The sequence below is a fragment of the Staphylococcus borealis genome (assembly GCF_001224225.1).
GTDB classification, from domain to species: domain Bacteria; phylum Bacillota; class Bacilli; order Staphylococcales; family Staphylococcaceae; genus Staphylococcus; species Staphylococcus borealis.
Genome location: NZ_CUEE01000016.1, coordinates 1 through 18,474 on the forward strand (window position 1 = coordinate 1; position 18,474 = coordinate 18,474).

At 36.1% G+C, this 18,474-nt stretch carries 19 protein-coding genes; all 19 read right to left on the reverse strand.

Annotation, left to right across the window (positions count from 1 at the left end; all coding sequences use genetic code 11):
* A partial coding sequence (locus AK212_RS13485) for a BppU family phage baseplate upper protein (RefSeq protein ID WP_244881451.1) occupies positions 1-1,675 on the reverse strand: 1,675 nt, incomplete at its 3' end.
* Positions 1,676-1,737: 62 nt separating this feature from the next.
* A complete protein-coding gene (locus AK212_RS12325; RefSeq protein WP_053031416.1) occupies positions 1,738-3,663 on the reverse strand; it encodes a glucosaminidase domain-containing protein in 1,926 nt (641 codons plus the stop codon).
* A gap of 42 nt (positions 3,664-3,705) precedes the next feature.
* Entirely contained in the window at positions 3,706-4,101 is a 396-nt protein-coding gene (locus tag AK212_RS12330; protein ID WP_053031418.1) for a hypothetical protein, read from the reverse strand.
* Entirely contained in the window at positions 4,085-4,519 is a 435-nt protein-coding gene (locus AK212_RS12335) for a hypothetical protein (protein WP_053031469.1), read from the reverse strand. The genes AK212_RS12330 and AK212_RS12335 overlap by 17 nt, the downstream gene beginning before the upstream one ends.
* A 35-nt stretch (positions 4,520-4,554) precedes the next feature.
* Entirely contained in the window at positions 4,555-4,698 is a 144-nt protein-coding gene (locus AK212_RS13240; RefSeq protein ID WP_231119766.1) for an XkdX family protein, read from the reverse strand.
* On the reverse strand, positions 4,679-5,023 hold the full coding sequence (locus AK212_RS12340) for a hypothetical protein (RefSeq protein WP_053031420.1): 345 nt from the start codon (positions 5,021-5,023) through the stop codon (positions 4,679-4,681). The genes AK212_RS13240 and AK212_RS12340 overlap by 20 nt, the downstream gene beginning before the upstream one ends.
* A gap of 10 nt (positions 5,024-5,033) precedes the next feature.
* The gene (locus AK212_RS12345) at positions 5,034-6,533 is read right to left on the reverse strand and encodes a BppU family phage baseplate upper protein (protein ID WP_053031422.1); all 1,500 of its coding nucleotides are present in this window, start codon (positions 6,531-6,533) and stop codon (positions 5,034-5,036) included.
* Positions 6,533-9,199: a peptidase G2 autoproteolytic cleavage domain-containing protein gene (locus AK212_RS12350; protein WP_053031424.1), complete on the reverse strand. Its 2,667-nt coding sequence runs from the start codon at positions 9,197-9,199 to the stop codon at positions 6,533-6,535. Before AK212_RS12350 ends, AK212_RS12345 begins: the two co-directional genes overlap by 1 nt.
* 14 nt (positions 9,200-9,213) lie before the next feature.
* Positions 9,214-11,052 (reverse strand): SGNH/GDSL hydrolase family protein, encoded by a 1,839-nt coding sequence (locus AK212_RS12355; protein WP_053031426.1) that lies wholly within the window; start codon positions 11,050-11,052, stop codon positions 9,214-9,216.
* Positions 11,053-11,062: 10 nt separating this feature from the next.
* Entirely contained in the window at positions 11,063-12,004 is a 942-nt protein-coding gene (locus tag AK212_RS12360; RefSeq protein ID WP_053031428.1) for a phage tail family protein, read from the reverse strand.
* Positions 12,005-12,017: 13 nt separating this feature from the next.
* Positions 12,018-15,251, reverse strand: coding sequence for a phage tail protein (locus tag AK212_RS12365; protein WP_053031430.1), 3,234 nt, complete (start codon positions 15,249-15,251; stop codon positions 12,018-12,020).
* Positions 15,252-15,254: 3 nt separating this feature from the next.
* Complete coding sequence (locus tag AK212_RS12370; RefSeq protein WP_244881454.1) at positions 15,255-15,539, reverse strand: hypothetical protein; 285 nt, start codon at positions 15,537-15,539, stop codon at positions 15,255-15,257.
* Between the two features lie 53 nt (positions 15,540-15,592).
* Positions 15,593-16,096, reverse strand: coding sequence for a tail assembly chaperone (locus AK212_RS12375; RefSeq protein WP_053031434.1), 504 nt, complete (start codon positions 16,094-16,096; stop codon positions 15,593-15,595).
* A gap of 59 nt (positions 16,097-16,155) precedes the next feature.
* Positions 16,156-16,689, reverse strand: a complete 534-nt coding sequence (locus AK212_RS12380; RefSeq protein WP_053031436.1) for a hypothetical protein — start codon at positions 16,687-16,689, stop codon at positions 16,156-16,158.
* A gap of 2 nt (positions 16,690-16,691) precedes the next feature.
* The gene (locus AK212_RS12385) at positions 16,692-17,114 is read right to left on the reverse strand and encodes a DUF3168 domain-containing protein (protein WP_053031438.1); all 423 of its coding nucleotides are present in this window, start codon (positions 17,112-17,114) and stop codon (positions 16,692-16,694) included.
* A gap of 15 nt (positions 17,115-17,129) precedes the next feature.
* Complete coding sequence (locus tag AK212_RS12390) at positions 17,130-17,543, reverse strand: HK97-gp10 family putative phage morphogenesis protein (protein WP_053031440.1); 414 nt, start codon at positions 17,541-17,543, stop codon at positions 17,130-17,132.
* Positions 17,536-17,865: a phage head closure protein gene (locus AK212_RS12395; protein WP_053031442.1), complete on the reverse strand. Its 330-nt coding sequence runs from the start codon at positions 17,863-17,865 to the stop codon at positions 17,536-17,538. Before AK212_RS12395 ends, AK212_RS12390 begins: the two co-directional genes overlap by 8 nt.
* Positions 17,858-18,169: a phage head-tail connector protein gene (locus AK212_RS12400; RefSeq protein ID WP_053031444.1), complete on the reverse strand. Its 312-nt coding sequence runs from the start codon at positions 18,167-18,169 to the stop codon at positions 17,858-17,860. Before AK212_RS12400 ends, AK212_RS12395 begins: the two co-directional genes overlap by 8 nt.
* Complete coding sequence (locus AK212_RS12405) at positions 18,169-18,462, reverse strand: Rho termination factor N-terminal domain-containing protein (RefSeq protein ID WP_053031446.1); 294 nt, start codon at positions 18,460-18,462, stop codon at positions 18,169-18,171. The genes AK212_RS12400 and AK212_RS12405 overlap by 1 nt, the downstream gene beginning before the upstream one ends.
* Positions 18,463-18,474 lie beyond the last annotated feature (12 nt).

The window sequence follows — 18,474 nt, forward strand, 5'->3', positions numbered from 1 at the left end:
TTGTAAAATCTAATGTTACATTTAAAATGTAGTTATCACTATTAGAGTGGTCAAAAATTGTAGCAGTTGTTGTCCTATCGTCAATATAGATTCCTACCCAACCACTTCCTGTAAAGTTTGGGTTAATCACTTTGTTAAACTGACATCCTTGGAACATCCATAAAGCAGCCCCTTTATTACCGCTTTTAAGATTATAAACACCTATATCTCTAAAATTACAGTTAGTTATATTATTTTCCTTTGAACCTTTGCACAAAAATAGAGCGCCTTGATCGCAATTTTGGAAAGTTACATTATTTATATTACAAAATCTTGCGTGTGGAAGTTGAATACCAAATACACTTGATGGACTCCCTCCACTAATTTTATTACCATCTATTGTTCCACCATTAATGTTAATGTTTTTAGAACCAATATAGCATTGTATGTTATTAGATGATAACGGCATTTCATCTTTTAATTCGACTATATTGTCAGTAACACTCGTCACTTCACTGTACAAAACTTTGGATAAACCAATCACTTCGCCTGAACTATAATTATCAGCAGTTGTTCCATAAGCACCGCGTTCTATAACATGCACAGTTTGATTTTTAATCGAAGAATATCTAATGAGTTCATCACCTATTCTCATTACACTATTTTCAGGAAAATGACCATCATCGTTAGCTATAGGTATTTCTTTTGTTGTTAAATCAATATCTGAAGCTAACTCGGTACTTTGAGTGGTAGAAATATCACCCATACCTTCAATAACAAACACACAATCTTTATATGCTTTTGCGTTCTTATTTAATGAGATTTTTTTAGATCCCCTAGTAGTTGATATTGTGAATGTATCTACTTTTGATGACAGAATGGCTGGTGCAAGACCGTCCGGATGTTTAAGAGTAACATCCTTTAAATTCAACTCTACATTTGAAGGTACAATTAACCCTTTTACAGCATACTGACCGGGAGCCAGAGCAACAACACCACCGTTTTTTTCTGACACATTATCAATTGCTTTTTGTATAGCTACTTTATTAGTGTTCCAATCTGCATCAGTGCTTGCACCAAAATCTTTAGCGTAAACATAGGCGTTAATACCGTTATCCCCTTTCTCTCCTTTCTCCCCTCTTTCACCTTTTTCGCCTGCATCTCCTTTATCTCCTTTAAATAATTCATCATTATCTTGCACGTATGATTTTAAATCAGTTTGTACTTTAGATAAAAATTTATCATCTAATAAGCCTAAGGAATTTTGACGCATAACGTCCTGAACCAATCCTTTCAAACTATCAACGTGTACCTCTTTCCCAATCGGTCCTGTCATGCCGCTGTCAGTAATTGTAAAGTAAAAGTTAGCTACGTGGATACTGTCTTTTTTGTTTGCTAAAAATAGTTTTGCGTCCATTCTACCTGCATGAGTAATAACGTTATCTGATACTTTATATTGAACAACGCCTTTGTCGGGTAACAAAATATCTAATGGCTCATTCGTAAAAATTGAACCATCTGAACAAAATAGATCTAATCTAGGTAACATGTCTGTTTTATTAAAATCTAAAACTTGGTTGTTATCTTTAATTGTGATTCTAATGTATGCACTACCGTCATCTTCGGTATAAAAATTAGCGCCAATAAAACCGTTCTCAGCTGTGCTTACATTAATATTTGTAGATACATCTGTCATTTTTTGTAACATATATACACCTCTTTTAATTTTAAAAGGCTACCCACTGTCAGTGAATAGCCTTACTTATATTTATCTTGTATAAAATAAAGTCCTTTTAACCCTATTTTTTTGTAATAACTATAAATCGTACTTGCTTGATGTTCGCACCAACGTATGTCTGTTGCATATTGATGTGTAGCAGGGTTTTTAGGGTTCCAACGCATACGATATAATGTGTTTTGCCCTTTATTGATGTAATCTTGTCTGACGAATTTAGCTCCGCCGATAATTGCTTTTGCCGGTGTCGTCCAGCCACGATTTTTAGCAAAAGCTATCGCATTGTTAGGGTTGTTATCATACGCACCTATGCCAAAGTAGTTGTACATACCATAACGCCCACTAGCAAAGTTACTTGTGCCATTTCCACTTTCTAACAAAGCGTGAGCGATCAAGTATATCTCATTGATATTATGTTTTTTACATCCTTCCGCAAAGGCCTTGCCCTGTCCTGCAAGTGTGCCTTTACCTTTTAGGATAACGTTCAATTTATCTACACTAATACCTTGATACTTACCTAAATCAAGCATTTGATAACGTTGTGATGCGCTATTCCATATAGATGTAGGGTTCATTGCTGCACTCACATCAGAACGGCTAGGGAAGTACCAACTATAACCATTACTTTTTTGTGGGTACCCTCTACTCATTTGCAAGTTGAGCGCTTGAGAAAATGTAAATCCACTCTTTTCTACTGTAACCTTAGCTTTAGTTTGTTTTGATTTAGATTTAGAAGTAGATGGCGTTGTAACTGTCGGTTTAGTTGTTTTAGTCTCTTTATCAGATTTAATTTTAATTATTTTTGTACTTGTTGTTGTTACTATTTTTTCTTTTAGCAAGTTATCTTTTTTGAGGTACATCTCAATAATCTTGCTTTCTACTTCTTTATACTTACTTTCGTCAGGAATGCCATTTTTTATCATGTCGTAATTGATTAAATCTTTCATCGAACGCCATATATTAGGGTCGGCTTTAATTGTGCTTTCAGATAGCTTGATTTTTGACCAACTCATTAACCACACACCATATATAAGTGCTTGTAATTGGTTTAGCATGAATTGACGTTTACTTTCTGTTTGCGCACCACAAACTTCTAGCACTAACCAACCCGGATGTGAGGGTGCCTCTGTATCAGGTGGTCTAGGAGTCCATATTTGCTCACGGTCAATATAAACATGTGGATATTCATCTTTGCTAACAAACCTATTACGTTGCAGATACAATTCTTCAACATCGCGCAAATGAGGACACTCTTTGATGTATATACCTTTAGGTTTAGTCATCAAATTGCCGTCATCTACGATTAAGTGGTCGTTGTATTCCAACTCTTTATCTAGAGAGTATAGAAAGTCGGTATATTGGACTTTTTTAATTTCTTTAAAGTGAGGTTTTTTAGCGTCACCAGTTGACGTAACATTTTTAGAACTATCTTGTGGCTTAACTTCCGGTTTAACATCTGTCGGCGTTTTAGGTTTGGTTGTTTCCTTACTATAAGCTGGACGCACAAAACCTGTTACACTCGTATAGCTATGTGTTACATATGCTGCAGCACTCCCCCAATTATAGTTTGGTGGATATTCTTTATGGACCCAATTTTGATCTACTGAACGAAACGTCTTTTTATTCGATGGTCCAACAACGATGGCAGTGTGCCCTGCAGAACCAATACCGTTACCAGGATGCCAAACTACGATATCTCCAGGTAAAGGAACAAAATTTGGTGTGTTTCTTATAAATCTAAACCCTTTAGGGTATTTATAATACGCCATATCTTTAGCGTTCCCCCATGTCTTAAAACCCCAATACTTTTGAAATATAAAATTAGGTAAATCCCAACACTGCGGACCATAATAACCATCGATATCTATCCTTTTTCCTATACTTGCTTTTGCCCATGCTGCAACCTCTGACGCTGTAGGTTTTCGTTTTTTCGGGTTTGGTAATCCCATTTATCCACCTCCAAAATAAAAAGCCGACTAATTAAAGCCGACTTAAAAAAAGACTTGTGCAAAAGCAAAGGCAGCACCCACTAAAGTACCGGCCAAACCTATGAGCGCTACAATGATTTGAACACTACCTTTTTGTTTTGTTTCTATCGTCCCTTGAATAGTTTCAATTTTTTCGTCATGTGACATGACTTTGTACTTAATATCAGTCATTTCATTACCTACATTGGTCATAACTTGTGTAAGGTTTTTAATGTTAGAATTAGTCTCTCTTTGTTCCTCGTAAGTCCGTTGTTGTAAATTTGTTTGTGTTTCTACCTTTGTTTTCAACTCACTCAAAGCTTCAATGTTTTTTCTATCGTTCTCATTGATTTTTTCGTAAATTTTCCCGTTACTATCTATCCATTCATGGCGTAGTACATACTTATTTTCGTCTGGCATATAAGTCAGCACCTCCAACAAAGGACGCAACAAAACCTGTTGCTGACATTAGCCCCATATGTACAGTGGTTAGCCAGTTGATTGAGTGATAAATACTTGCACTGGTCATCAAAAAATAGAGAATAGCTGACAAAAAACCACCAAATGTAATAAGTTTGCTAAATTTAGTATTTTGATCACTTGATGCAAGGAATATAGATGAAATCATTACGATTAAACCTGCAAACATCACAACAATTCCCCAACTCCAAATAGGCATAATATGATGTAACGCTAGATAAAAAGAACTATCATCTAAAACGTCATCTTGTTCTTTGAACCAAAAGAACCCCCTTAAAAACTCTCTAAAACCATAACTAAAAACCATTATTGATGCTATAGTTTCGGCCAGTGTTAAATCTTTCGTATTGTTTTTCATATAACACCTACTTTTATCCAAAATAAAACCACCAGCTATTCAGCTAGTGGCTCGTAATCTTGATCGGTAATTTTTTTATATTCATCTGCTGTAATCCATTTAACTGTAACAGATTGCTTAACTTTTTCTAACGGGAATAAACCCATGTTATAGTATCGTTCAACTATTCTGTACATCATCAGCACTTCCTTTTTCAAGCAATAATTTTAATACGGTAGCCATATCTTTTTTGACGTTTTCGATTTCTAATTGTGTATTTAGTAATTGCTCTGATAGATTAGCGATAATAACATCTTTATCGTCAATCGGTTCAGGTGGCAATTCTTTTTCAAAAACCTCTTTCGACTGACCTATCCATTTCTGACCGTCAAAGTAAATTGGTGTATACATACCGTCATCTGGCTTAGTTTCAGTCCATTTTTCGGAAGGGTACTCAAATTCGCCATCTTCATTCGTCGTTACAATGACCGGTTGTCCGTTTTTCCATAAATAAACTATTTTCAAAATATCACTCCTAATTTATCCAACTTACTTGAGCGTAGATGTAATCTTTTTCTGACCAATCTCCAGTAATCGACGATTTATAAAACAAGACATCACCAGTAGGGTTGATAACTAAAAAACAACCTGGTTTACCTGTTGGTGTTCTAACAGAGAATGATTGCGCGTTTTTTACCATATCTTGTGGCAATCTAGCAAATATTTGACCGCTAAAAAGGTTACTAGCATTAATACGTAAATGATTTGTTGTTACACCATTCTGAGTTACTATTCTGTATGAGCAAGGATAACCATTTCTATCTGTATATTCAGTGTTAGCATACGCTCCATTGACTAAAGGTAAGTTTATCCAACCTGTATCTTTAAAATCGTTAATCGATTGCCATGGCAACCAGTCTCCTGATTTTGTGCGAATGTGCACCTCATTTGAAGTGTATGGAGTGTATATAAATTTCATATAATTTGCATTAGCGTAAATTACGATAAGCATACCATTTAGAGTTACTGGACCATTAACAGGTTTATACAAGTAATAAAAACCAGATTTAGTAATTTGTGTAGGATTATCAAAATCTAAATCGTAAACAGGTATTGTTGCACCATTTCCTTGTGTCAATGCAGTCTTTTGCCAATCGTAACTACCCATAAGGTTATCTACATCGCTTTTAGTTAAAGCACCATTCGTTTGAAAGTCGTTCACTTTTTTATCAATCGAGTTATTAGCATCTGTTACCTTTGCATTAAAAGTTTGTGTATTTTGATCTACTGAGTTTTGAAACGCAGTTTTAGCAACTTCAAACCCACTTTGTACATCCTTTTTTTTACTATCAATTTGTGCTAAAGATAACGTTGTTTGCTCTTCTATGTTATTTAAAGCATCAGATTTATTTGTATTAATTGAATTGATGCTATCGTCTTTAGCTTTTTGGATAGCTTGTGTTGCACTTGCAGATAGTTGTTTGATTGTATCTATCAAACTTTGAGTGCTGCCAATATCTTTTTTGAGTTGTTCTACTTTCTTTTCTAATTCGTCACGCAAATCATCAAACATGCGAATGTAGCTCACTTTGATATCGCTACTAATTTGATTAACCAAACTATCTTTTACTTCAAATTGGAAAGTACCTAAAACGACTGTATCGTCTTTATCATCATTCTTATAATCATTGAGAGATAGATAAATCTCTCCTAAAACAGTTGAGTTTGTAACACTTTTTAAAAACCAAGGTGGCACTGTTACACCAATTAAGCCTGTCATAGGGTCTAGGAATTCAATATCTAAAACGCCAGATGTGGAAGGTCTATCTCCATTTTTTGCAGTACTCTGTTTAAAAAAAGCGTAACCTTTAACGTTGTTTGTACTGATTAGTAAGGGTAGATTATCTTTTGTTACCCTAAACTGAAATTGTGCTGTATTTTTATCTAAATTATAAAAACCGATACCCCTATCAGATATCGGTTTTAAATACGCCTCTTCTTCTAAATCAATTTTAGCCACTTTTTCTAATTCCATTATTTAACACCCCACAATACTAAAGCTATTGCAAAACCACGCTCATCGTTATACGGCGTTGTAACGGCCATTACACGCCCTTTTCCGTTAACATTATCTTTATATCCAATTCCGGCTTTGCCGTTGATTAAATCGCCTGCTATGACGTCCTTTTCTACATTTGTATAGATTTGACCAATCAATCCTACTGTATTCCATTCTGGACGTTCAGAACGTGAGACATAAGGTAAATTTTCGTTATAGTTAGGGTTTTCTATCGGTTCATCTCGCCATTCAAACACTGGGTTGCCGTCTACATCTTCAAATTCTCTTTGAACGCGCTTAGTCAACGTCATACCGTACTCATTTTGTAAATATCTATCTTTATGATGATATGTTTTATCGTTAGCCACAAGTGCGGCAGTACCTGATATAACACCAATCGGCTCATCGTTTGGTTGTGCTTTTCTGATTTTATCGCCATCTAAAGTAACAATGGTACCTAACTCAATAGGTTGACCACTTTGGCTTTCAAACAACTCTGCAATATCGGCGTTATTTTGTGTTAGTTTACCAGCTAAATTAAGGTTACCGTGCAACGTGTTAAGATCTACTTTGATGTTTGATGTTGAAGGGGACCCTGTACCAGAGTATCCTGCAACCACTCTGTAACTACCGGGTGATTTTACATTTCTACTATTGAATACAGTTTGCGTGTGGCTGTCTTTAGATGTTTCTGATGATAATGAATTAATAACTCCACTTCGTGAGCCGTAAGCTTTAGAACTCATTCCAGAACCTAAAACGAATGAACGTGGGCTATATGCTCTACTGTTACCAGTTGTTGCTAAAACTACACTTCGAGAGTCTACTGCAGCAGAACCTGTTGAACCAGCACTTAAGCCACCTTTTAACACGGTAGGTACTGTTTTATACTTTTCGTTTGCGATAACTGCGGCATTTGTATAACTATCTGCAGTAATACCACTTATCATAGTTGTATTGTTGTATGTTTCAATGCCGTTACCTGTTCCACGACCTTTTAAATTACCGTTAATAATTTTTAAATCGTATATTCCACCACCACTCGCAATACCAACTTTAGGTGATGAATTATAGATATTAACATTGCTTAAGATAAAACGCTCGCCTCGATTATCTCCACCAAAAAATTTAATATCTTGACCGGCAGTAGTAAATCCAGTAACTGTAATATTGTTAAGAATTACGTTTTCAGCCATAAACTGAACCGCGATAGCAGGTAAATTACTGTCAGTTTTACCGTCTTCTAATTTACTAAAATCACTATCGCCAATCGCAGTAAAATTGTTAACTGACACGTTTTTGTATGCACTAATTAACAATGCTCTAGGTGTTGTCCCTGGATATACGCCGTTGTATTTAGGTCGTAGAGCCACGCAGTTGTTTAACGATACATCATAGGCTGTTTTAGATTTAGCGTCCGTTTTTGCTCTGTGGTGGCCAATGTGACGGATATTGTATGCTCTTGTATCTTCAATTGATAAATGGTTATTTACAAACACGCATCTCGATGCGCTCGCAGGTGCATGTGCTTTAATCTCTAAACCGCCATAGTTACGATATGTTTTATTGTCTGATAAAAATACGAATTGCGAACCGTCATCAATTTCAATTCCGTTATTGTTACCACCAGTGATTGTAGGGTCGTGTGCGTAACAATTGCTGATTGTGATATATCTACTGTGATGCGTTGTAATACCGTCATCACCACAACCGTACACTTCACAATTATCTATATGAATATGCTTACTTTCTAATGAGTAAGGTACTCTATTGCCGTCACCTTCGTAATAATAATCATCACTTGCATATGTGGTATCAATACAGTGTAGTAACGCACTATGTGATTTAACATTGTAGATATAACCATTTGTTACACCTGCAAATCTAATGTTTGATGAAAGGGACCCGCCCGTAGGTTTGAGTTTTTTATCTTGTCTAAACTTATTACCGTCAAAAGTAAAATTCTCTAAACTAATATTTTGAGCGTTACCACTCATTTTTAAGTTAGTGATACCAATGTTTTGTGCTGGTGTACTATCCATAAACTTAATAGTGGTAATATCTTTACCCTGTCCGACTAATCTTGAGTTGTTAGGCATTTTGATGCCAGTTGTTAAATAAGTCCCTGCACTCATCGTCACAAGAACATTACCAGTACCCAATGCATCTTGAAAAGCTTTTGTACTGTCTTTTTGACCGGTTGGATCACCGCCAAAATCATCAACGTTTACAATGCGTTGTATCTTTTTGAGCAATTCGGCACGCATCTTTTCTCTTTCATTATTCTCACGTAAAAAATCATGATATAAACGATTGGATAGGTCATCAAAGTTTTGTGCATCCATCGATGTTCTACTCGCTCTTAACTCTTGGACTCCGTCACCGTTATGTCCAAGCACTAAATTTGTAATTTGCTCGTCTTGATAACGCTCATGGTCCTGTAAATTAACATCTTGTCCACTTTTTATTGTGTGCTTGATTTGTGATGACTTGTGGGCGTTCTTTTGATTTGTAACATGGTTTTGGTACTCGTTATCCTTTTTATCAGCCCATAATTTTATTGTTTCAAAGTTTTGTTCGACTTGAGATATAAAATCAGAACCAAACAATGAATGTAGTTTTGTTTTTAATTCAGATAACATACACAACCTCCTTATTAATCATAAAATTGATAGTAATCTTTAATTAATTCGTACATAATCACTTCATGCCCTTTATCGTTGAAATGAAGGCCGTCAGGCATGCTAGATTTTCTAAAAGCTGGACTGTATGGTTTAAAGCCTTCATATCGATAAGCATCGAATACGGGTATATCTAAGTCGTTACAAATATCTACTTGTACGTTAACGTAATCAATCAAAGTTTTACCTTTATCATTCTTATCGGTGTCTTTACGTTTAACTTTAGAACCTTCCATATAGCACTGTCTTGCAGGTGTCATTGCCAACAATTTCGCTTTAGGGTTGTTCTTTTTAATGATTTCAACTGCACTATAAAAGGCACCGTAAAACGTTTTTATATCCGTTTTATCAGTGCCTATATCTATGTTTTTGACCCAATCATCATCAGTGCCTTGTATGATAATTAAATCGCCTTTGATTTTGGTAGCTTGTTGGTAAATATCACTCATGGTAGCGCCACTTTCAGCAAGATTAGTATATTTCGCTTTAATCTTTTTAGCTAATTGTTGAGTAAAATTGTTTTTAGCTAACGACCCTTTAGCAATGCTATCGCCAATTGTACCTATGGTTTTAACCTTCTTGATACTAGATTTACTTGAAAAATCATGTACGATTGTTCCATTTGAAGTAGTTACACTTTTAGCATTCGCTTTATCGAGTTTTGCTTGTAAATCATCTGTTTTACCCAATAAATCTTGCGTGGTTTTTGTGTTTGCGTTTGTCTGAGATTGCATTTCTTGTTGTGTTTTAGCTGGGTTGTTTGTTTTTAAGTTAGTAACATATTTAGCAGCTTTACCAACCGCTTTTACATATCTATCTTGCAATCTAAACTCACCTAGTACCAAGTCCATTTTTATGATATCTCCATTTATATCACGCTTGGTTGTGATTTCGATAATTCTTAAATCAACGTTCAAGCCCATTAAATCATCAATCACTTTAACAACATCGCCAACCCTGGGAATGGCGTTTTTAAAATACTTTTTCAATAACACGAAGTCGAGTGTTACTGATGTTTTGATACTATCGTTGATAACCTTTTCCATGCTCTTTTTTAAAGTATCTTCTTTGGTAATTCTACCGTCTTGAACGGGTGGCGCATGCCTTTTACCGATAACATCTGCTAATGGTGATGTATATTCAAATTGTAAACTTGCCTCATTATAAGTTTGTTGATCTGTATAACCACCAAACCCCTTTATAAACGTAAAACATTTAGTAGCATCTTCTTGTATTTTGATATTGTTAGCATTTACGCCTGCTTTTATCCAATATTCTGGTTTATATTCGATGTAATCATATAAGTGAAACGTTTTAGTTTTTGCATCATATTCATACTCTAGTGAATATCGTTCCAAACCTTTTTTAAATAAATCAAGATTGGTGTCACAATTACCAAGATTTTCAAACCTCGAAGATGATACTTTAGCGTGCAAGTTATATTTGTACCCTGTACCTTTAAAGACTAAATCAAAATATGCTTTGCCAGTAAAACTACCGTTATAAACTTCATAAATTCGATTATTGTTTAAGTCGTCGATTTCTACTGGTCTAGCTTTTATTGTTAATCTGCTTTTTTGACCTCGAGTTTCTTTGTCTAACATTACAATACGATACTCGTTTTCATCTTCAGGCCCAGCAACGCCTGTTATCGTCCACATTTTTGTAATCGCGCCAATAGCATCAAACGTTCCTTTATTTTCGTCGATTACAATCGTTAACGTACTATCTGTGTCAGATAATTTACTGTTCAGTTCCGTTTCGACCGGTAAATTTTGACCGTAACCTTGTAATGTTTTTAATAATACTGTCATACCGTCACCCCTACATATAATATTCTTTGTGTTTGAACACGACTTTTTGCATCAACTTGGTACTCCTAAACGTGTTCCAACCAGGTATTAAAGTAGGGTTACGTCGGCTCACATTATAAGCATCAATGTTTAAACCGTTTCTGAAAGTGTGAATGCCGTCAAATTTGATAGTATCGCCTGCTTTTAACTCTAAGCCTTTGATATTAATAACATCACCACTTTCAACCATATAAAAAGTAGTGCCGTTTTTGTCATTTTTAGATACGTTTTCCGCCAATGTAACTTCAACCGTACTGTCTTGATTAATTTGGTTGATTTCAACAGTACCAGCATAATAAACATTACATACTTTTGTATCGTGAAAAGTATATTTACGTTTATTATCGTTTACATTAAACGGTAAGTTATCTGATACCGCCCATTTTTCAACACTTCTACTTTCACTTTCTAAATCTGTACTATAAGCGATACTTTCAAAATAAGGTAATTCAATGGTTTCAAATTCAAGTTCAAACTCACCAGCCGTTTGTGTGGTATCAATCGAAATAGCATTAACTAGGCCAACAAAAATCTGTCTTCCGTCTACATATTCAAGTTCAAATTTTTGTGGTTGTGTGTTGAATATATCTTCGTACTTTATTGATGTATCAGGTGTAGATAATTCACGCAAATAATAATGACCACGTAATAATGCTTGTAAATTTGACTTAAGATGCGTTGCTTGAGCCATTTTATCTACTTGATATCGCAATCTGAGGCTAACTGTTTTCTTTTCTTCATAAACAGAGTTAAAAAACCTTCCTTGCGCCCCATTAACTGTACTGTATTCACGATCATATCCCGAACCTTTAACGTCATAGGATACTACTTCTAAAACTGAGCCAGTAAAAGTGTTATTACTGACTTTATACTTTTTATTATCTTTAATTATTTCTATGTCGTGAGCAATCAATAATAACACTCCTTTACAAGCCCATACTGCTGTTTTTACCGTTTTGTTCTTCAATGTAAGATTTAATGTAATCTAAATCACCCTCATTACGCACAGTTATATTAACGATTGGGCGATTGTTCTCTTGCATACTATGTCTAACATCTTTAGTCATGTGAGCGTCCACACTACCATTTAATGAACCACCTAAACCGTCTGTTAAGTCTGTAGATAATTCTGGTTTGAACGCGTCAGTTAAATTACTAGCGACACTACGCACTGCATTTACTGCTTTGTGTTGGTCTGCTAAGATACCCATTCCCAACCCTTGAGATACATATTCACCTATACCTCTAAATACACGAGAAGGTGAGTGTATGCCTAGGGCACTTTTAGCTGCATTGACTGCATTTTGCGCTACATTCTTGGCTGCATTGACTACCCATGACATTCCGTTCATGATTCCTTGAACTAAACCACGCATTAAGTCCATTCCGGCACTAGCAAATTGGCCGATAAAGTTTCTAACAGTGTTAACCGCTCTACTCATTCCTGATTGTACTTGACTAACCACATTCATAAAGCCACTAATTACACTTTGTACAAATCTGGACATTGCGTTGATGATTCCAGATACCCATTGTTGACCACCAGATACTACTTTGTTATATGCTTGTTGCATATGTTGCCAAACCGAATTGACTACACGCATAAAGCCATTTGCGACTTGATTAAAGAAGTTAGATACCGTTGATGTGATAGAACTTACCCACTGTTGACCTGTCGATACAACATAGTTATACGCTTGTACCATTTTGTTCCAAACAGACTGTGCCATTTGACCGAACCATTGCGTTACGCTTGACCAAATTTGACTAACGTATTGAGAAACAACCGACCAAATTTGAGACCAACTTGTGATATTCGTGCCAAGTATAGAATTTAGAGTATTGAATATAAATTCGGAAATCTGAGTGAAAATTGACACGATTGTATCCCAAATCGTAGTCCAAACGTTTTGAATTGTAGTTTGCAATGTCTGCCAAGCACCAGAAAAATCACCAGTAATAAATTGAATAAACGCAGTGAATAAGCCAACAATCAATTGTACTGCAGCTGATATAATACCACCGATTGCGGTAAATATTACGGATATCGCAAGCCATAATGACTGGAACGCACCAATTACTAACTGAATGGCGCCCATTACCAAACCACCTAAAACTTGCATAATGATATTGCCGACTTGTTGTAACAACGGCATGATTGGTTTTAACGTTTGTTGAATAGATGCCCACAATTGAGTAAACCAATCAATAATACTTTGGACCGCGCCAGAAATTGCATCTTTAATACCGTTCCAAGCATCTATAATCATATTTCTGAAATCTTCGTTCGTTTTCCATAGGTATACTATAATACCTATTAATGCAACAATAACTCCTATCACTACCCAAACCGGCCATGTTATACCTGCTAACGCTACACCAACTGCCTCAAACGCTCCCGTCAATAAAGGTAATACTTTTTGTATTGCGCCAATTGGGTTCATTAAAAATCTAAACGCTAATTTAACTAATTCTAGCGCTTTGGTTAAAATTTTTGTTTTTCCTGCAAATGACAATATTTTTTTTGCTACTTGGAATAAGCTAGTACCAAACACATTTGATAATACGGTACCAACTGCAATTATCGGTGCCATTAGCGCCCAAAAAACGCCACTTAAAATAGCGATAATACCCATTACTTTGGCAACTGCCGGGTGTGTTTCAAATAACTTAGCGATAAACTCTGCTAGTTTATTTACAACCTTCAGAATCACACTTGCAATAGGTGCCATTGCAGTGCCAAACGCAACTAATGCACGTACAATATTGCCAATTAATTGCATGATGACCGGTCCATTTTGTTGTACGTATTGCACAAACTTTTTAAAGCCTTCCGATTTACCAACTTGCTCAGACCATTCTCTGAATTTGCCTGTCATTTTAACTAACCAATCAAAGATACCTGCACTATTTTGAGCAAATGCTTTCATTAAGTTACCGATACCGGCAAACACATTACCAAATATCTGCCCTATTTTAGGCAAGTTTGTTTTTGTATACTCGATAAATGCTTTGATAGCGTTTTGACCTGCTACACTATTAGCCCAATTTTGAAACTTTTTACCTAAACTGTCTAAGCCTTTAGCAGTCCATAAAAATAACGGTCCTAACTGTGTAAATACATTGACCAAACCGTCACCAAAACGTCCAGCAGCACTTAATAGAGCATTGAATGTTTTAACGCCTGTTGTGTTCATCATATTGAAGAACTTACTAGCCGTTTGACTGTTCTCAGCCCATTTAAGTACGCTCTTAGAGGCTTGTTCCATACCTTTAGAAACGCCTGCAAGGAATGGTTTCATGCGACTTAAAGCGACGTTTACTGTGTTTAAACCGTTAGCTAAAGTATTGAATATCTGCGCTTGATTTTGTTTGATGATACTTTCCCACGTAAATTTAACTCGATCTAGCGCTTTTTCATATTTTCTTGTTTCTGCGGTAGCTTGCAATGTACCGTCTTTAAGCATTTTCAAAGCACTTATTGCCATACCACCAAACGCAAAAGCGCCTGCACCTGCGATTGAGAACGCACCTGCTAAGCCTAATATACCGCCAGCTAATACGCCGACTGCATTTAATACAGCCATTAACGCTGGTACTAATCCAGCAATAATAGGTATCAAGCCTTGAATACTCGCTATCATTAAACCTTTGACTTGTTGGCTAAAGACAGTACCAAACGTTCTAATTTTAGTAGCTAGAGCGTCCATTTTGTCGCCGTATTCTTTTAACGAGTCATTTAATGCTCTAGTTAACACTTGTGTTCTAGTCATACCGTCAGTGTTAAACTTAACACGAACAACTTTATCATGTAGTGATGCCAACATTACTTTAGCGCTTATTACTGCACGCTTTAAATTATCGTTATCACCTTTGATATCTACCTGCTTATCACGAAGCCTTTGCAATTCTGCTTTAGCAAAAGATATTGCGCGTTTAATAGGGTTGGTATCTCCGTCGATATCCACCTTGTGTTCTCGCCAACGTTGTGCCATTGCTTTGGCTCTTTGGAGATTACGTTGAAATTGATTGATGTTGGCTTTCACATCAGTTTCAACTTCATCTGGAATAGATGTTTTAGCTAAACTTTGCGCTTTTCTTACGTTGTTTTGAAAGTCGCGTATATTAGCCATAATCTTAACCATAAAATTCTTTTCCACGCATTACTCTCCTTTCTGTTTTTGTTCTTCTAACCAACGTTTAGTACCTGACTTGAATAATTCTCGTCTACGTTTTTCATGCTCGAATTCTGCACGTTTGATACGCTCATAACTACCAGGATTACGTATTTCAAAACGTTGACGCTCAATTTCTCTAGTCATACGTTTTAATGACTTATTAGCTTGTACAAGCCCGTTCGCTTGCGCAACCTGTATCATTAATTCTTTTTGATCTAGATACTTATCTTGACCACCTATTATCCAGTCCTTCCATTCGTTAGGTGACATCATCATCAGTTCATTTTCAGGTAAATAACCGATATACCTACTCGTTAATTGTCTTATTTCTGAATAGTTAAGTAAGGTTCCGCGTTCATGATTTCTTTGTAATTTTCCTTCATAAACTCGATGCCAGCTTTTGTTGTCTCTTTGTCCTCGCCCTTCGCCATTTGTGGCGCTTTGTTCATTTGCGTCCAGAATCCTCGAGATTTTTGCTTGAAAAAACCGCTATTATTTAATACATCTAAAGCACCTTGTAATAATTCGATTGTATCTTCTTTTTCTTCAATGATTTCAATTAAAGCTGTTTCGATTTCATCTCTAGAAGGTGCATTTTTGCCTAAATATGCGGTAGCACATTCCCAAAAATTAGCAATAGCAACTGTATCGCGTTCTAAAATGCCGTTGTAAATCACATTAAAACCAGGTGTAGTAACCGTTTTGCCGTCCTTATCTTTTGTATCTTCAGCAAACTTCTTTGCTTTTAGGTCAAACGCAAATAACGCTTTAGCTTTTACTTCATTATCATTGATTGTAAGTGTTGTAATTGGGTTAAATTCAGTCAAAATATATACCTCTTTTCAAATTTTATATAAAAAAATAAGGGGACATACGCCCCCAAATATTAAGAACTCGCTGTTTTAGCTTTAGTTTGGTCCTCGAAGCTACCGACCTTTTCTGCGAAACTTTCGTATTCGACAGTAGGTGCGCCTGCTGCCTCAAACCATTCTGGCGGAAGGTTACTTTCCCTTCCTTCAGCAGTATTCCATTTAACTTTTAACGTTAATTCAATTTTGTTATCTTCGTCATCAAATGACATTTCGTAACTTTCTGGCACCGTATAAGCAAACATGCCGTGATAGCTACCGTCTTCACGCTTGTTACGTTCATATAACCATACACGTAATTGTTCGCCATTCTTAATTGCTGTTTTAACCTGTTCGATACCCTTATCGCCAGGAATGTTACCGATAATTAGTTTGAATTCTTCAGAAACAGCATTTACGCCATAATCGGTTTTACCACCACGAATGATTTCAGCTAAGTCATTCTCGATTGTGTGGCCACCTTCTTGTAAGTCGGCTAATAGTAAAGCATCAGTAGGGTCTAATTTATCTTTAGCTGGTCTAACTACTGCTAAGTAATTCTTTTGAGCCATGCTTACACTTCCTCTCTCTTAGTTTTGTGTCTAAAGTTAAACAAAAGCCGAATTGTGCCGTGCTTAGTAAACCTGTCTATATCAGGGAATACTGCTTGGCTATCAATTCGACTGTATCTAAATTCGTAATTATCAATTTCAATTGGTTTATTCAGTACGCAACCAATAGCGCTAATTAATAGCTTGGCCTCGTACTGTGTTGGATATTGTGAATACACGTGAAAGACGATACCTACCGTCTCACGCATATTTGCACTGCTTTCGTTATTAGTGACGTTGCTCTCACCCACAACAATATATGGGTATCGAGCATCATCTTGTACCACATCAAAAACCCTATCACCAACTAATTTGTTAATGATAGGGTCTGCTTTTAATGTTTCGTATAATCTACTTGTAAGTTCAGGTTCAACCGATACCCACATATTTTTTACCGTCCTTTATGAAAAATACTTATTGAATGTTTCTCTACCTGCATCAATAGCAGGCTCCCAAAAAGGTTGGGCGTGTTGACCTTTAGTAGTGTGCCATTTACCATCCGCGTCTTTATAATGCCACGGTATCTTTTTGGCGCGACTACCACCAGGACCGACTGCATAAATACCTGTACCATAATTTACGTACACGGCATACTCACTGCCTATACTTATAACACCAGTCAAACCTCCGTTTTTAAAATCTACGGAAGTGCTTTCTCTCAAGTAACCAGTATCTACTGGCATAAGATTAATAGCAGTGTTATATATCTTCATTGTGGTTTTGGCTATACCTTTTTTTACCCACTTTTCGACGTCTTTTTGGTACCGTTCCAACTCAACGACTAAACTATCTGCACCATATTTCACTTTAGCCATAAGGCGCCTCTTTCAGTCGAATTAACTTAATCTCATGTTGGCCACCTTGATCTACAGGTTCACCTACAATACCAAAGATTTTACCCTCGTATTTGAAATAATCGTTATCGTTTATTGGTAGATCATAAGGTACATATAGGTTTCTGTCGTATTCAGATGACATTTGATGATATTTAAGTTGTTCTGAAGTCGTAGGCGTATCCATAAAGCCTTTTATAATTTTTTCGCTCTTGTAGCGCTCTTTTTTAAACTTGAAATCACCTATCACTTCAATTCGACCTTTTGAAATAACGTGTGGAAACTCGTCGTATGGGTTAAACATGATAACCACTCCATCTTAACTTTCGATAAGGTTTAAGGTAGTTATATGTTGATGCAGGTAGGTCTGTTACAAATGTGTAGCTTACCGTTCCCATTGTGCGAGCGGAAATGTTACCACTTGAGCCAAATTTAATACTCTCTGCAATAAACTTTTGGACACCACTAGGTAACGGCTCATAAAAATTCTGATTACAATAATCTTGTGCTACATTTTTGTACATCTCAATAAGTTTGTTGATTGTATCGTCATTATCGAAGTTATCGAGTGGCAATTGGTTAATTAGTTTGACGTCTTGTGCGTCCATTATTTACCACTTCCTAACGCCTCGACCAATTCAGCTTTTTTCATATCAGAAAAGCCTTCAATATTGCGTTCTTTAGCCAACTCTTTCAACTCTGATACTTTCATACCAGAATAGTCAGTTTGCTCTTGTACACGCTCTATTAAAGGCTTATTTTGACGGTTGTTTTCAGTGGATAATTCAGTTAATCGTTCTTTACTTACAGTCAACCCTTCGCGCGGAAATGGGTCGTCTGCATTATACGCGTAGTCATTGTCCTGTAAGTCGGTAAAATATTCGATTACTTTATACGTCACTATAAATCACTC

Bases quoted from the DNA above. Each gene is read 5' to 3' on its own strand.
- AK212_RS12325 (WP_053031416.1), bottom strand. From the start codon at position 3,663: ATGGGATTACCAAACCCGAAAAAACGAAAACCTACAGCGTCAGAGGTT.
- AK212_RS12330 (WP_053031418.1), bottom strand. From the start codon at position 4,101: ATGCCAGACGAAAATAAGTATGTACTACGCCATGAATGGATAGATAGT.
- AK212_RS12335 (WP_053031469.1), bottom strand. From the start codon at position 4,519: ATGAAAAACAATACGAAAGATTTAACACTGGCCGAAACTATAGCATCA.
- AK212_RS13240 (WP_231119766.1), bottom strand. From the start codon at position 4,698: ATGATGTACAGAATAGTTGAACGATACTATAACATGGGTTTATTCCCG.
- AK212_RS12345 (WP_053031422.1), bottom strand. From the start codon at position 6,533: ATGGAATTAGAAAAAGTGGCTAAAATTGATTTAGAAGAAGAGGCGTAT.
- AK212_RS12350 (WP_053031424.1), bottom strand. From the start codon at position 9,199: ATGTTATCTGAATTAAAAACAAAACTACATTCATTGTTTGGTTCTGAT.
- AK212_RS12355 (WP_053031426.1), bottom strand. From the start codon at position 11,052: ATGACAGTATTATTAAAAACATTACAAGGTTACGGTCAAAATTTACCG.
- AK212_RS12370 (WP_244881454.1), bottom strand. From the start codon at position 15,539: ATGTCACCTAACGAATGGAAGGACTGGATAATAGGTGGTCAAGATAAG.
- AK212_RS12380 (WP_053031436.1), bottom strand. From the start codon at position 16,689: ATGGCTCAAAAGAATTACTTAGCAGTAGTTAGACCAGCTAAAGATAAA.
- AK212_RS12385 (WP_053031438.1), bottom strand. From the start codon at position 17,114: ATGTGGGTATCGGTTGAACCTGAACTTACAAGTAGATTATACGAAACA.
- AK212_RS12390 (WP_053031440.1), bottom strand. From the start codon at position 17,543: ATGGCTAAAGTGAAATATGGTGCAGATAGTTTAGTCGTTGAGTTGGAA.
- AK212_RS12395 (WP_053031442.1), bottom strand. From the start codon at position 17,865: ATGTTTAACCCATACGACGAGTTTCCACACGTTATTTCAAAAGGTCGA.
- AK212_RS12400 (WP_053031444.1), bottom strand. From the start codon at position 18,169: ATGGACGCACAAGACGTCAAACTAATTAACCAATTGCCACTCGATAAC.